General features: G+C 65.5%; 11 protein-coding genes. All 11 read right to left on the reverse strand.

Annotation, left to right across the window (positions count from 1 at the left end; genetic code table 11):
* Nucleotides 1-180: 180 nt before the first annotated feature.
* Nucleotides 181-1,101, reverse strand: coding sequence for a methylenetetrahydrofolate reductase (locus EJC49_RS15980; RefSeq protein WP_126700939.1), 921 nt, complete (start codon nucleotides 1,099-1,101; stop codon nucleotides 181-183).
* A 354-nt stretch (nucleotides 1,102-1,455) separates the two neighbouring features.
* Nucleotides 1,456-2,868, reverse strand: coding sequence for a vanillate/3-O-methylgallate O-demethylase (gene ligM, locus EJC49_RS15985; protein ID WP_126700940.1), 1,413 nt, complete (start codon nucleotides 2,866-2,868; stop codon nucleotides 1,456-1,458).
* Nucleotides 2,869-3,033: 165 nt separating this feature from the next.
* Nucleotides 3,034-3,996, reverse strand: coding sequence for a VOC family protein (locus tag EJC49_RS15990; protein WP_126700941.1), 963 nt, complete (start codon nucleotides 3,994-3,996; stop codon nucleotides 3,034-3,036).
* Between the two features lie 41 nt (nucleotides 3,997-4,037).
* The gene (locus EJC49_RS15995; protein ID WP_245453422.1) at nucleotides 4,038-4,697 is read right to left on the reverse strand and encodes an ABC transporter ATP-binding protein; all 660 of its coding nucleotides are present in this window, start codon (nucleotides 4,695-4,697) and stop codon (nucleotides 4,038-4,040) included.
* Nucleotides 4,698-4,745: 48 nt separating this feature from the next.
* Nucleotides 4,746-5,507, reverse strand: a complete 762-nt coding sequence (locus EJC49_RS16000; protein WP_126700943.1) for an ABC transporter ATP-binding protein — start codon at nucleotides 5,505-5,507, stop codon at nucleotides 4,746-4,748.
* Nucleotides 5,504-6,502 (reverse strand): branched-chain amino acid ABC transporter permease, encoded by a 999-nt coding sequence (locus EJC49_RS16005; protein ID WP_126700944.1) that lies wholly within the window; start codon nucleotides 6,500-6,502, stop codon nucleotides 5,504-5,506. The genes EJC49_RS16000 and EJC49_RS16005 overlap by 4 nt, the downstream gene beginning before the upstream one ends.
* 4 nt (nucleotides 6,503-6,506) lie before the next feature.
* Nucleotides 6,507-7,370, reverse strand: coding sequence for a branched-chain amino acid ABC transporter permease (locus EJC49_RS16010; RefSeq protein ID WP_126700945.1), 864 nt, complete (start codon nucleotides 7,368-7,370; stop codon nucleotides 6,507-6,509).
* 39 nt (nucleotides 7,371-7,409) lie between these two features.
* Nucleotides 7,410-8,591: an ABC transporter substrate-binding protein gene (locus EJC49_RS16015; RefSeq protein WP_170314744.1), complete on the reverse strand. Its 1,182-nt coding sequence runs from the start codon at nucleotides 8,589-8,591 to the stop codon at nucleotides 7,410-7,412.
* Nucleotides 8,592-8,937: 346 nt separating this feature from the next.
* The gene (locus EJC49_RS16020) at nucleotides 8,938-9,834 is read right to left on the reverse strand and encodes a transglutaminase family protein (protein WP_126700946.1); all 897 of its coding nucleotides are present in this window, start codon (nucleotides 9,832-9,834) and stop codon (nucleotides 8,938-8,940) included.
* A gap of 12 nt (nucleotides 9,835-9,846) precedes the next feature.
* Entirely contained in the window at nucleotides 9,847-12,252 is a 2,406-nt protein-coding gene (locus EJC49_RS16025) for a circularly permuted type 2 ATP-grasp protein (RefSeq protein ID WP_126700947.1), read from the reverse strand.
* Nucleotides 12,253-12,256: 4 nt separating this feature from the next.
* Entirely contained in the window at nucleotides 12,257-15,640 is a 3,384-nt protein-coding gene (locus EJC49_RS16030; RefSeq protein WP_126700948.1) for a transglutaminase family protein, read from the reverse strand.
* Nucleotides 15,641-15,647: the final 7 nt, after the last annotated feature.

Genomic DNA, 15,647 nt, shown 5'->3' on the forward strand with positions numbered 1-15,647 from the left:
ACCATAGATGATATTCAAGAATGTCAGGTTAACCGCGAAACAGTGCTGCGAACCGGCAAAGTTGCGGGCGACGGCCGGCCTTGGAACGAGTGACCGTTGCTTCCGCGCCGGCGCCCGCGCCGGCGGGAAGGTTCTGAAATGCCGTCGGACGGAATGGACGACGCCTGCCGAGACAGAACGTCAACCGGTCTTGCGCAGCGCTCCTGTCCGCACCGTTTCGTTCGCCCATTCGGTCGAGGCCTTGATGCCGCCGAGCGGAAAGAAATGCACCTGCTCGATGAGACTGCCCGGATTGGCGGCCTTGTGGGCGGCAAGATCGGTCAGTACGTCGGTCGGCTCATAGGGCATCACGAGCTTGCGGATGTCCATGGCGCGGCGCTGGAGCACGCGGATGGACGGACCGACGCCGCACGCCATCGCGAACTTGATCAGCGTCTGCAGCTTGGCGGGGCCGGCGATGCCGACATGGATCGGCAGCGCGATGCCCGCCGCCTTCAGCCGGTTCGCCCAGTCGATGACGGGCTGCGCCTCGAATGCGAACTGGGTCGCGATCGCCATGGCCGCGTCCGTCCGCTCGGAAAAGGCCTGCTTCCACTGCAGTGCGGAATCGACCTGCTTGTAGAACCCGTCGGCATCGATGTCCTTGTTCCCCTCGGGATGACCGGCAACATGCAGGCGCTTGTAGCCGTGCTTGTCGAACAGCCCGCTTTCCATGAGATCCATGGACGAGGTGAGTTCGCCGTGCGGGTTGGTGACGCCGCCCGCCAGCAACAGGGCCTGGTTCACGCCGACGTCGCGATAGCGCAGGATCCAGTCCTCGAGCATGGCCTTGTCGCGGATGATGCGGGCCGGAAAATGCGGCATGACGGGATAGCCGTCACCCGAAAGCCGCGCCGCGGTCTCCACCATCTCCTCGATCGGGGTGCCTTCGATGTGGGCGATGTAGACCCGCGTGCCCCCGGGCAGAAGCGCCTTGAAGTCGTCGATCTTGGCCGCCGTGCGCGGCATGATCTCGATCGAATAGCCTTCGACGAAACTGCCGAGCAGCGCCTCCGAGCCGGCGGCGGGCGTCTCGGGCGATGCTTGTTTGAAAAAGGCCATGGTCTTCCTCCCTTGAGTTCTCATGTATACACGAGGCCGATGGCTGGCCGCAACCCGACTGCGACATGCAGCGACGCAATCCCGCAGATGCGCCCGTCATCCCAGGCCGCAGTTCGCGTCAACGACTGCAGCTCCGTGCCGGGGCAGGCAAATGCATACATGGTGGCGCCGGCCTGATCGAACCGGGGTCAGCCGACTGTCCTTTCGAACATCGACGGCTGGACAATGGCCCCATAATCATGTCCCGCCAACGTGTCGGCGCGCCATCGGATGGACAAAAAGCGACGGGCGGCGGAATGACCCGCCGCCCGCACGCGTTCTGCTGTTGGCACGAGCCGGAAAGGCGGCTCGACCTTATGCCGTTGCCTTCGTGCGCCAGCTGTCGGCGTAGTTGGTGCGCGCCTCGGCGGCGTAAGGCGTCTGCGAGACGCGAACGCGGATTTCGGTCTGCTTGTGCTTCTCGGCCGAGGTCTTGCCGGTCGGCTGCGGCTCGCCCCACTTCATCGTCAGCACGTCGCCGATCTGGACGTCCTGATCGACCACACCCAGCGACAGCATGCAGCGCTCGTTGTAGGAATAGCCATTGAACATCGACATGCCGACCATCTTGTCGCCATGCATGACCATGTCGGCGCTCGTGGAGGCATAGTTCGGCTGCGGGAAGTCGATCCACTTGAAGTGGTCCTCGCCCGGCTTGAAGGCCGACGCGATGACCTTCACGACGTCCTCGGCGTTCCACTCGAAGGTGACCTTCTTGCGGTTCTTCTGGCCCTTCATCTTGAGGAGCGCGTCCTTGCCGATGAAGTCGTTCTTCTTCCAGCCGATGTAGAAGTCGTAGCCGAGCTCGAACGGGTTGACGTAATAGTCCTCGATGTTGTCGGACACGAACGAACCGCCGATCGCGCCGGACGCCTCGTAGCTGTCGGCGCCGAGCCACTCGCGGTAATCCTTGAGCATGCCGTCACCGGTGTAGATGCCTGGCAGCGGCGACGGAATCCAGCCCGATTCCAGCGTGTTGGTGGAATAGGCGCGGCTGCCGCAGCGCACCAGATTGACACCGGCATCCTGCGCCGCCTGGAGAATGGCCGCCAGGATATAGCTCTTGTCCTCGTAGGGGCCCCAGATCTCGAGGCCCGGCGCGCCGGACATGCCATGGCGCAGCGCCTGCACCTTCTTCGAGCCGATGTTGATCCAGTCGACGTGGAAGAACTTGATCTCCTGGATCGGCCCGCCATTCATCTTCTCGAAGATCTTCGGCGCGTCGGGCCCCTGGATCTGGAACCGGTAGTGGGTGCGCAGAACGCGCTCGCCCTCGGGCCGCGACGGCGAGCGGGGATCGTGCTTGATGCGTACGTTCCACTTGCCCCAGGCAGCGCAGAACATCAGCCAGTTGGAGGTCGGGGCGCGGCCGACGAGGACGAACTTGTCCTGGCGCTCGCGGAAGATGATGTGGTCGCCGATGACATGGCCGTTGGGCGTGACCGGCACATAGTGCTTGGCGCGGTTCAGGTCGAAATTTCCGAACGCATTGATGCCGTGATAGGCGAGGAATTCCTCCGCCTGCGGGCCTTCCACGATCAGCTCATCCATGTGGTGCGTCTGGTCGAACAGAACCGCCGACTCGCGCCAGGCGCGCTGCTCGTCACGCCAGTTGGTGAACTCTGGCGCCACAACCGGGTATACATACATGCCGACTTTTGAATTGCGCAGAAGCTCGACGGGGTTGCCCGCCTTCTCCAAAACCGCCTCTAGACTGAATCTGCTCATCTGGGTTCCTCCCATGGTTCGTGGTGCCGTGTATACATGATCTCTGACCCAGCGGGCCGGAAATTGCAAGTGCGGAGTCGCCGCGCGTGCCGGGCGACGAACTCGGAAGTGTCATCGCGAGGTCAGTTTCGACACCGTCCGAGCCGGCTTCCGCCAGACGCCGCCTTAGTCCGCCGCTTTCGTCACGGGCGGCGTACCGTGCGTGTGGAAGCTCTCGATGGTCTTCAACCCCCAGGCCTGGCCCTTCCGGCGATCGGTCTCGGTCCAGACCACCGTCTGCCAGTCGGGATCGAGGATCAGCCTCGCGCCGGCATTGGCGATCTCGACCCGGTTGCCGGCCGGCTCCCAGACGTAAAGGAAGAACGTGCCCTGAATGGCGTGTTTGTGCGGTCCGGTCTCGATGAACACCCCGTTCTCCAGGAAGACGTCGGCGGCGCGAAGGATATCGTCGCGGTGGTCGGCCGCATAGGTGATGTGGTGGAAGCGCCCGCGCGAACCCGAGTGATCTTCGGTGCAGGCCATGTCGTAGCCCTTGTTGTTGACCGTGAACCAGCAGCCCCCGATACGGCCATTGTCGAGCTGGATCAGTTCCGTCACGCGGCTGCCCATGGCCTGGACCATGAAGTCGCGCATCTTCGACACGTCGGTCGCGAGCAGGTTGAAGTGATCTATGCGGCGCGGCGATGCTCCACGGCCGTGGAAACGCTGCGCGACGTTCTTCAGCGCCGGCTTCTCGCCTTGCGGCGCGTCATACTTCACCGTCTCCCAGTAGAGTTCGAAGACGTGTCCGTCGGGTGAATGGAAGCGATAGCTCGGGCCATGGCCGAGATCACCCTCCGTCCAGCCGATGCCAAGGCCCATCCTTTCGATGACCGCCACCCGCCGATGAAGGGCTGCCTCCGACGATGTCCGGTATCCGCAATGCGCCATGCCGGTGGTGTCGGATTTCGTCAGCTTCAACGAATGAAACTCGTAGTCGTCCCACGCCCGCAGATAGACGGAGTCCCCCTCCCGCCCGCTTTCGGTCAACCCGTAGACCCTGACGAAGAAGTCGAGGCTTTCCTCGAACCGGTTCGTCAGAAGCTCGATGTGCCCCAGATGCGCCACGTCGAAACACGGCTCGCTCATGGTCCTGCCCTTTCATCTTTGCGCCCGCGGCGCCCACGTTGCTAGTCCGCGACGAGGTTGAGACCGACGAAGCGGTCGAGCGTCTCGCGATCGGCGAGGAGTTCACGCGACTTTGCCCGATGCGCGATCACACCGCGCTCGATCACCACCGCATCCTCGGTCAGGTCGAGCGCGACCTCCGCATGCTGTTCGACCAGCACCAGCGCCATGCCCTCGTCGGTCGCCATGCGGCGAATGGCGGCGGTCAGTTCCTCGACGATGATCGGCGCGAGCCCTTCCAGCGGCTCGTCGAGCAGCAGGACGTCCGGATTGGTCATCAGCGTGCGCCCGATCGTCAGCATCTGCTGTTCTCCGCCGGAGAGCTGGTTGCCCATGTTGCCCTTGCGCTCCTGAAGCCGCGGAAACAGACCGTAGATCGAGGCGAGGTCCCAGCGGCCCGGCCGCCCGGCGACCGTCAGGTTCTCCTCCACCGTCAGCGACGGGAAGACGTCGCGCTCTTGCGGAACCCAGCCGATGCCGCGGCGCGCCCGCTGGTGAGGCGCAAGCGTCGAGACGTCCTGGCCATGGAACCTCACGCTTCCGCCGGAGAGCGGGAGAATTCCCATGATGGTCAGGATCATGGTCGTCTTCCCGACCCCGTTGCGGCCCAGAAGCGCCAGGCTGCCGCCGACGGGCAAGGCCACCGAGACGTGGTCGAGCACGATGCCTTCGCCGTAGCCGGCGCTGACGTCGGAAAGTCGAGCAGCGGTTCAGCCATGATGCGCCTGCCCCAGATAGACGTCGCGGACACGCTGGTCGGTGCGGATCACGTCCGGTTCGGCCTCGACGAGCACGCCGCCCGAAACCAGCACGATGATACGGCTTGCGAACCGGAACACGAGGCTCATGTCGTGCTCGATGAAGAGCACGGAAATGTCGTCGGGAAGGGCCGCGATGACCGAAAAGAGCTCGGCGCTCTCGCCCTTCGGCACGCCGGCTGCCGGTTCGTCTAGCAGCAGAACCTTCGGCCGCGTGGCGAGCGCGAGCCCGATCTCCAGCAATCGCTGCTGGCCGTAGGCGAGCACGCGCGTAGGCCGCGTGGCGACGTCCGAAAGGCGCAGCTGCACGAGGATGGCCCAGGCCTCCGCTATCGCGTCCTCGTGCGAGGCGAGACTGCGCCAGAACTGCCCGGCCATGCCCATGCGCTCGGTGACGGCGAGCGTGATCGCTTCGATCGGCGTCAGCGCGGGAAACAGCTGGTTGATCTGGAAGGTGCGGGCAAGCCCCGCCTTGACCCGGTCGGCCCGGTCCAGCCGGGTGATGTCTTGCCCGTCGAGCAGGACGCGGCCGGAATCGGGCGCAAGCTGCCCGGTGATCAGGTTGACGAGGGATGTCTTGCCCGCGCCGTTGGGTCCGATGAGCGCGTGTCGCGCGCCGCGCGGTAGCGTGATCGAGACGTCGCGCGCGACCTCCAGCGAGCCGAAGCGCTTGCGCAGGTTCTCGGTACGAAGGGCGAAGGTCTCCGTGCTCATCGCCGGACCCTTTCCCAGATTTGCGCCAGGAAACCGAGAATGCCTTTCGGCATCACGAGGACGACGATCATCAGGAGGATGCCGATCCAGAAGTACCAGTATTGTGGATTGATCCCGGCGAGCTGGTCGCGCGCGACCATGAAGATGATCGCACCGATGATCCCGCCATAGAGGCGACCGGTTCCGCCGAGGATCAGCATCACCACCACGTCGGCCGATCGTTGGAAGGAGAGCACGTCGAGCGCCACTTGCGACGTGGTCTGGGTCAGGAGCGCCCCCGCCACGCCCGCCATGCCGGCCGAGATCGTGTAGATGACCTGCAGCCGGCGCTGGTGCGGCGCGCCTATGGCCGGCATGCGGTTCAGGTTTTCCCGGATGCCGCGCAACGAAAGGCCAAAGGCCGAATTCACGATGCGACGCGCGATCAGAACACCGATGAAGAGCACGATCAGCGTGTAGGAATAGGCCGTGTAGCCCCACAGGTCGTAGTCGAAGGTGCCGAAGATCGGCCAGACCGAGACCCCCTGCAAGCCGTCCGTGCCTCCGGTCAGCCAGCTCATCGAGTTGGCGAGTTCCATCGTCAGCAGTCCGAGCCCGAGCGTGATCATCAGCAGCGCCAGATGCTGGACCCGCACGATGATGAAGCTGACGAGGAAGCCGACGAGGGCCACGAAGGCGCCGGATATCAGAAGGCCTGTCAGCGGCTCGCCCCAGCCGGTCTTGGTCAGCAGGCCCGCCGCATAGGCGCCGAGGCCGAAGAACATCGCATGTCCGAGCGTGATGATGCCGGCATAGCCGAGGATGAGGTCGACGGAGAGCACGAAGAGCGCCGCGATGGCGATCTGGCTCGCCAGCGTCAGGTAGGTTGGAAAGAAGAAGAACGGGATGAAGACGGCGAGCCAGAACGCGACCTCGAACGGGCTCCAGCGGCCCTGGCGCATGATCCAGGCCCTTGCGCCGTCGAGGCCGGTGTTGTTGGCGGACGGATCGGACATGGCGTCAGCGCTTTCCGAACAGGCCGAGCGGACGCCAGAACAGCACGCCCACCATCAGGAGGTAGATGAGGAAGGAGCCGAGCTCGGGCACGAAGTACTTTCCCGCCACGTCGGCGATACCGAGCAAAGCTGCCGCGACGAAAGACCCGCCGATGGAGCCGAGCCCGCCGACGGCCACGACGATCAGCACGTAGATGAGGTAGTGAATGGCGAAGGTTGGATCGAGCCCGACGATCTCGATGGCAAGCGCGCCGCCGAGGCCGGCAAGGCCGCAGCCGAGCGCGAAGGTGATGGCGAAAATGGTGTCGACGTCGATGCCCAGCCCCTGTGCGACGCGCTGGTTATCGACGGCGGCGCGCACCTTGGCGCCGAAACGGGTGAACTCCAGTCCGAAGACGAGCGCCGCGGTGACGACCAGCGCGACCACGATGAGGAAAATGCGATAGATACCGAAGCGCAGTCCGCCGATCTCCACCCAGCCGCGCAGCATGTCGGGGATCTGGATCGGCTGCTGGCCGGTCCCGAAGAGAAAGGTGGCGATGGAGGTCGCCACGAAGACGAGACCGACCGTGAACAGCACCTGGTTCAGTTCGCCCGACCGGTAGAGCCTGCGAAACAGCGTGCGCTCGCAGGCAATGCCGACCACCGCCGCCCCCACGAAGGCCGCGGGCAGCGCGACGAAGAAGGAGAGCCCCGCCTCGCGCGTCACCACGAGTGCGAGGTAGCCGCCGAGCATGCCGAAGGCGCCATGCCCCAGATTGACGAAATTCATCAGCCCCAGCGTGACCGACAGCCCCACCGACAGGACGAAGAGAAGCATCCCGAAGGCGAGACCGTCGAACAGGACGATCAGGAGATTGCCGGTCACGTGAGCGCCGATTTCCGATTCGAGGTCAGGGACTTGGCGTCAGTTGTTCGCGCCGTGCAGCGGATCCTTCACGCCCTCGATCGTATCGATGATCACGTTCTGGAGCGTGCCGTCGACCTCCTGCACCTCGCGGATGTAGACGTTCTGCACGATGTCGCGCGTTTCCGGATCGATCGAGATCGGGCCGCGCGGGCTGTCCCAGGCCATGCCCTTGGCCGCCTCGACCAGCGCATCGCCGGACACGTCGCCATTCGTCTTCTTCAGCGCCTCGTAGATCAGGTGCATGCCATCATAGCCGCCGATGGAAAACAGGTCCGGGCTGCGGCCGTTGTTGGCTTCGCGATAGGCGGCGACGAAGGCGTTGTTCAACGGCTCCTCACGCTCGAGCGTGTAGTGGAAGGTGGTGACGATGCCGAGGGCATTGGCGCCCATGCTCTCCAGGGCCTCGGGATGCGTCAACTCGCCCTGGCCGAAGATTCGCGTCGCCGGCGGGGTCAGTCCGCGCTCGGACAGCGCCTTGCCGATCGCCGCCGGCTGCCCGCCGCCCGGAACGAAGATGTACACGGCTTCGGGGTTCGCATCCTTCACGCGCTGCACGAAGGCCGAGAAGTCGGGATTGGCCACCGGCGTCTTGTCGGCGCCGATGATGCTGCCACCCGCCTCCGTAAAGCCCTGCGCGAACGACTTTTCCGCGTCGTGACCGGGGCCGTAGTCGGCAACCAGCGTATAGGCCTGCTTCACGCCGCCCTTTTCGAAAGCCCATTTTCCGAAGGCATAGTTGACCTGGGGAATGGTGACGGAGGTGCGCACGATGTAGGGCGACTTCTCCGTCACGACGGACGTCGCGGCGTTCATCACCACCATGAGTTTCTTGGCCTGGGTCGCCACGTCGGCGGCGCCCAATGCCTCGGGCGTCAGTGCGAAGCCGGCGATGATGTCGACGCCGTCGCGCACCACGAGTTCCTGCGCCAGGCGCTTGGCGACATCGGGGGCCGGGCCGCCAGTGTCCTTGCGCACGATCTCGATGGTCTTGCCATCCACCATGTTGCCGTTCTGCTGCATGTAGAGCTTGATGCCGGCATCGAGCTGGTTCGCGGCGTCGGCGAAGGGCCCGGAATAGGGCAGGATCACCCCGACCTTCACCGTTTCCTGTGCATGCACACCGATGGACCAGGTCAGACCCGTGGCCACGGCAATGACGAACGTCGTTTTCGTTGGCATCTGTTTTCCTCCCAGAATGCAGCTTAAGCCGATCGTCAGTGTATACACGGGGAGCCCGAAATCAATGGGGGATCATGCGTGACGACGCGAATTCGGTCGCCCATCCGAGATCCGGCCGATCACGGGGAGGCGCTTGCAAAGCGGCAAAAGAAAGTGGGGTCGAGAGGGGCCGGGACCGGATGATCACGCTTCTCCCGGGCGCTAGAACTGCAGCAGGATCGCGAGACACCGATCCGTCGGCCACGTCCTGAATTGCTATAGTGTATACACATTCGCCGTCCATCCGCGAACGTCGCCCGGCGCACGATCCAGTTGAATCATCACGCGAAGTCGTTGAACCGTTTTCTCAGGAAGCCTTCGCGGTCTCGCGGACGGGGACGACATCGACCGCATGCGTGCTCGACTGCGGTCCCGACGTCCGCATCGTCCCCTTGATCGGCGACACGTCGAAATAGTCCCTGCCCTGCGCCACCACCACGTGGTCTTCACCGGCGAACATGGCGTTCGTCGGATCGAACTCGATCCAGCCGAGTTCCGTCCCGCACCAGGCGCGCACCCACGCGTGCATGGCATCGGCTCCCTCCAGCCGCTCCTTTCCCTCGGGCGGAATCGTGCGCAGGAAGCCGCTCACATAGCCGGCCGGAATGCCAAGCCCACGCAGGCAGGCGATCATGACATGGCTGAAGTCCTGGCAGACGCCGTGGCGGTTCTCGAATGCCTCGAGCATCGGCGTCGATACGGTCGTCGCCTTCGGATCGAAGCGCATGTCCCTATGGAGCGCCAGGCCGACCAGCTTGACCAGTTCCAGCACGCTGGGGCGATCGGCGACGAAGGCGCGGGCATAGTCGGTGGTGGCCTGCTCGATCGGAACCCGCGGCGAGGCACCGAGAAAATGGTGCGGCGACGATCCCGCCACGTCGCGCCAGGCGAACAATTCGTCGGCAAGCCTGTCGAGCGACGGCGATATGTCGAGGATGTCACCGGCCTGGCGGCGCTCGACCCGCGACTGCATGGTGTAGACGATCTTGCTGTGCGGACGATCGAAGCCGACCTCCACGCAGGCATTGCCGAAGAAGTCAACGAAGTTGATCCATTCGTCGGGCTTCGGGACGATGTTGAGCGAACCCGCCACCAGCCGCTGCCGACCTGGAACATCCGCTGGCAGCAGCCTCGCGATATGGCGACCGGCATCGGCCGAGAAGTCGTAGCGATAAGCCATGCGCAGGCTGATGTCGTAGAGCATGGGTGAGCGCCCCTATCGCATGTACTTGGCGGAAAAGGCGTCCGAGAGCGCTGCGATGTCGGCGCCCAGCGCCTCCAGTTCGGCCGTGCCGAGCGTCTCGGGAAGCTGCAGTTCCAGTCCCGTCCGCAGCTTCAGCAACGCCCGTCGCAGCGGGGTCAGCGGCTGATGCGGATCCTGGCCCGGCAGATAGTCCAGGTGGCCGGCGATCTCGCCGAACTGGTAGACCACGGAGCGCGGGTTGAGGCTGTCCAGCGCGAGCAGGTCCACCACCGTCGCGCGGTTGGTCGCCACGGCGTAACGGCGTCGATGCGACATCACGCTGTCGCCGATCTCTACCGCCATGTCGAGGCTGCCGTCGGGCGCCTCCTCGTCGGCGAGAACCGCAAGCAGGTTGGCCATCGACAGCGACCGCTCCAGCGAGCGGCCGATGGTGAGAAACCGCCAGCCGGCGAAATGGTACATGTTCTCGTGCACGAGACCCGAGAAACCCGAAAGCTTGCGCAGGAGGATGCTCATCGCCCGCGACATGTCATCGCCGGGCTCCACCGTGTCCTGCATGGCGCGAACGGTCTTTGCGAGATCGGCCAGCGCCATCCACCCGTCGGACGAAAACCGGTCGCGCACGTGACCGGCCGAACGTGCCGCCGAGGTGATCGTGGCGCCCAGCGCGCTCGGCATCTCGTCGGCGCGCGTGACGCCGAGCCCTTCGAGATGCGCCGCACAAAGCTTCAGCAACGGCGTCTCGGCCGTCGACGATTCCGCCAGCCGCACATGATACGCGCGCAAGACCCGGACGAGGTTTTCGGTCCGCTCCACATAACGGCCGAGCCAGAAGAGATTGTCGGCCGCGCGGCTCGGCAATTCGCCAGGTTGCTGGCGCGCGAAGGCCTTGTCGTTGGCGGCATGCATGGTGTCGGACGGCACCGGCTTGTCGCTGACGATCCACACGTCGGCCGCCGTGCCACCCTCCTGCAGGGCAAGGGCCGCCGAGGCGGCGGTGCGGCCGATCCGGGCAAAGCCTCCCGGCATGACCTTCCATCCGTCGCGGGTGCGCGCCAGGAAGACGCGAAGGCTCATCGGTCGCGGCGCGAGCCGTCCGTCGACGAGAGCCGGGGTCGTCGACAGCGTCACCGCTTCCTGCCCGACGAGTTGGCCGGCGCCATGGTCGATCCAGGCCTCTACCGTTTCCCGCATCTCGCGCGTGAAGGCGCCGCCGATCGCCGAAACGTCGTCGAGATCGAAGAGGAGACGGGTCGAGAAGGCCTTGCCGATGGTCATTCGCGCCGCGTTGGCCTTGACGTAGTCGCGCTCCGCCGATTGCCCGCACCACCAGGTGGCCACGTTTGCCAGCTTCAGAGGTTCGCCCAGAAGCGCCCTGCAGATGCGTGGCATGAAGGCGAGAAAGGCGCGCGCCTCCACGACGCCGCTGCCCAGCGCATTGACCAATGTGACGTTGCCGGCCCGCACGGCGCCGAGCAGGCCGGGCGTGCCCAACCGCGAGCCCTCGTTGAGCTCGAGCGGATCGGCCCAGGCAGCGTCGAGGCGACGCCAGAGCACGCTGACCGGCTTCAACCCCGCAATGGTGCGCACCATCAGTTCACCGTCGCGAACGGTCAGATCCTCCCCTTCGAGCAGCATGAGCCCGAGATAGCGGGCAATGTAGGCGTGCTCGAAATAGGTGTCGTTGTGCTGCCCCGGAGTCAGGATACCGATGGGGCTGTCGTCGTTTTCCCTCAGGTCCTGAAGCGTGTCACGAAACGTGCGAAAGAAGCCTGCGAGGCGGTGGACGTTCGCCCGGCCGTAAAGGTCGGAGTAGACACGCGCGGTGGCGATGCGGTTTTCAAGCGCGAAGCCCGCGCCCGAAGGCGCCTGGGTCCGGTCGCCGAGCACCCACCACTCGCCATCCGGACCACGGCCGAGATCGAAGGCAAGATAATGCAGGAAATGGCCCGATCGCGGCACGACGCCGACCAGCGGGCGCAGCCACTCCTGGTTGCCGGCGACGATTGCCGGCGGCAGGTGGCCGTCCCTGACGAGACGGTTCTCCCCGTAGAGGTCCGCCACGAGCAGTTCGAGCAGATCCGCGCGCTGGACGAGCCCCGCCTCGAGCGCCGTCCATTCGCGCTCGTCGATGAGGACGGGCACATGGCTCAGCGGCCAGTCGCGCTCGATCGCCTGGTCGCGCCCGTACTGGCGGTAGAACACCCCGGCATCACGCAGGTACTGGTCGCCGCGCGCGATCCGCTCGGCCAGTTCCTGCGGCTGCATCGCCGCCAGAGCCTCCAGATAGGCGCGCCAGACAGGCCGGATGGCCCGATCCGACCCCAGGAGTTCGTCGGGAATCGTGTCGGACGTCCGGTAGCCGGCGAGCAACTGGGCGATCGGATCCTGGCGGGCGGGTTCGACCTTCACGGCCATGACATCAGATCCCCGGCGCGCGCCTGAGGTCGAGCGTCATGGGGAATTCGGGGTGCGGGGTTTCCGGCTGGGGCATATAGGCCCCCGGTGTGTGACCGTGCGCCTCGAAGCGCGCGAGCCGTCGCGCCTCCGCCTCGTTGGCATTGACCGGAAAGGTCTCGTAGTTGCGGCCACCCGGATGCGCGACATGGTAGACGCAGCCGCCGATCGCCCGGCCGCTCCAGCTGTCGAAGACGTCGAAGGTCAGCGGCGCGTTGATCGGCAACACCGGGTGCAGGGCCATGGCCGGCTGCCACGCCTTGAAACGGACCCCGCCGACAGACACGCCGCCCGTCGAGGTCTTGGCCAGCGGCACGCGGCGGCGATTGCACGCGACGAGATAGCGCTCGGGGTCGGTTGTCGTCAGCTTCACCTGCATGCGCTCGACGGAACTGTCGGTGTAGCGCACGGTGCCGCCGATCGCGCCGGTCTCGCCCAGGACATGCCAGGGCTCCAGCGCCTGGCGCAGTTCCAGGTGCACGCCCTCCACCTCCACCTCGCCGCAATAGGGGAAGCGGAACTCGGCCTGCGCTTCGTACCACTCCGGCCGCAACGTGAAACCGTGGTCGGACAGGTCGCGCAGCACGTCGAGGAAATCGTCCCAGACGAAATGCGGCAGCATGAGGCGGTCGTGCAGCACCGTGCCCCAGCGCACCGGCGTGCCGGTGAGCGGCGATTTCCAGAAGCGCGCGATCAGCGCCCGGATAAGCACCTGCTGGGCCAGGCTCATGCGCGGGTTGGGCGGCATCTCGAAGCCGCGAAACTCGACCAGGCCGAGCCGACCCGTTGGCCCATCGGGCGAATAGAGCTTGTCGATGCAGATCTCGGCTCGGTGGGTGTTTCCGGTAACGTCGATCAGGATGTTGCGCAAAAGGCGGTCGACCAGCCACGGCAAGGGCGGCGCAGCTTCGCCGTGGCTCGGTATCTGCGACAGCGCGATTTCCAGTTCGTAGAGCGAATCGTGGCGCGCCTCGTCCATGCGCGGCGCCTGGCTTGTGGGCCCGATGAACAGGCCGGAAAACAGGTAGGACAGCGCTGGGTGCCGCTGCCAGTGCAGGATCAGGCTCTTCAGGAGGTCCGGCCTGCGCAGGAACGGGCTGTCCATCGGTGTCGCGCCGCCGACGACGACATGATTGCCGCCGCCGGTTCCCGTGTGGCGTCCATCGATCATGAACTTGTCGGCACCCAGCCGCGACTGGCGCGCCTCCTCGTAGATCGCCTCGGTGGTCGCCACGCAGTCGTCCCACGTGGAGGCCGGATGGATGTTGACCTCGATGACGCCCGGGTCCGGCGCGACGCGAATGACGTTCATGCGCGGATCGACCGGCGGGGCGTAGCCCTCGATGTGGACCGGCAGCCCGAGGTCGCGCGCAGCTTCCTCCGCCGCCGCCACGAGCTCCAGATAGTCCTCAAGCCGTTCGACAGGCGGCATGAACACGCAGAGCCGGCCGTCGCGCGGCTCGACCGAGACCGCGGTGCGTACGGCGCCCTCGAGTTCGCCTGCGCTCTGCTCGACGCGGGTCTGACGCGCCTCGGCGGCGGTGAACGAAGCCACGGGCTGGGCCGCGCCGCCAAGGCCGTCAGTGCCCATACCCACCCCTTCCGAGGTCTCGGGACGACCGGTCGCGGTGCCGCCGAAGCTGGATGGATCCGGCAGCGGCCCTCGCTGTTCGGTGGGATCGGCGGGATTGACGAAGGGATAGTGTGAAGGCGCGATCCAAGGCAACGACCCGAGCGGCAGGCGGTAGCCGACCGGGCTGTCACCCGGCACGAGGAGTATGTATCCCCTTCGGCTCTTCCATTTCTCCGACCGCCAGCGATGGCCGGATGCCTTGGCCTGCCAGCGCTGCACCGGCAGCACGTAGCCGGACGGCTCGGTCAGGCCGCGTTCGAAGACGCGCGCCATGCGATGCCGCTCTTCGGGGTCCTTCAGCTTCGAGTTTTCCGGCGTGACGTTCTCGGGCAGGTTTGCCTCCCGCAGCAGCCATTCGCCCGGATCCTCGAAAGCGGGCAGCACATGATCCGGCTCGATGCCGAGATGGCCGGCGATCCCCTGCAGCAGCGCTTCGGCCTGTTGCTTGCTCACCGCGCCGATCCCGCCTTCCGGTGCAATCAGCGCCGGATCGTTCCAGATCGGCTTGCCGTCGCGCCGCCAGTAGAGCGAAAACGTCCAGCGCGGGAGTGTTTCGCCGGGATACCACTTGCCCTGGCCGTAGTGCAGGAAGCCGCCCGGCGCGAAACGGTCGCGCAGCCTGCGGATCAGTTTGTCCGCAAAGAAGCGCTTGGTGGGACCGACGGCTTCGGTGTTCCACTCGGGCGCCTCGAAGTCGTCGATCGACACGAAGGTTGGTTCGCCGCCCATGGTCAGCCGCACGTCGCCGGCCTGCAGCGCCGCGTCGACCTTGCGCCCGACCGCGTCGAGCGCAGTCCAGGACTCGTCGGAAAAGGGCTTGGTGATGCGCGGGTGCTCGGCCACCCGGGACACCGTCATCTCGAAGTCGAACTCGGTGTTGGCCTGTCCGAAATAGCCGCCCGAGATCGGAGCGGCGTTGCGGTAGTGCGGCGTAGCCGCCAATGGAATGTGGCTCTCGCCCGTCAGCAGCCCGGACGTCGGGTCGAAGCCGATCCAGCCTGCGCCGGGTAGGAAGACTTCCACCCAGGCGTGAAGGTCGGTGAAATCGTGCTCGGTTCCCGCTGGCCCGTCCAGCGCGACGAGATCGGGCTTCAACTGGATCAGGTAGCCGGACACGAAGCGGGCCGCAAAGCCGAGATGGCGCAGGATCTGGACGAAGAGCCAGGATGAATCGCGGCAGGAACCGGTTTCGACGGCAAAGGTCTCCTCGGGCTCCTGGACGCCAGGCTCCATCCGGATGACGTAGCCGATTTCCCGCGAGAGGCGAGCGTTGAGATCGACGACGAAATCCACCGTGCCCTTGGTGCTGCGGTCGATCGAGTCGAGAAAGGCCTGAAGCCTGGGCCCCGCCGGGTCCGGCCTGCGATAGACGTCGAGATCGGCGCGGATCTCCTCCGGGTATTCGAAAGGCCAGTTGGTGGCGCTCTCCTCCACGAAGAAATCGAAGGGGTTGTAGACCGTCATGTCGGCGACGAGGTCGACCTCGATCCGGAACTCCGTCACCGGTTCCGGGAAAACGAAGCGGGCGAGCCAGTTGCCATAGGCGTCCTGCTGATGGTTCACGAAGTGCCCGGCGGGCGTGACCTTCAGCGAATGCGAGATGACGCGGGTGCGGCTGTGCGGCGCCGGGCGCAGACGGATGATCTGTGGGCCGAGCGTGATGGGATTGTCGTACCGATACGCGGTGAGATGATGGATGGCCGCCTTGATGGACATGTTATCC

Origin of the sequence: Aquibium carbonis (assembly GCF_003970795.1) — a bacterium.
Classification (GTDB): domain Bacteria; phylum Pseudomonadota; class Alphaproteobacteria; order Rhizobiales; family Rhizobiaceae; genus Aquibium; species Aquibium carbonis.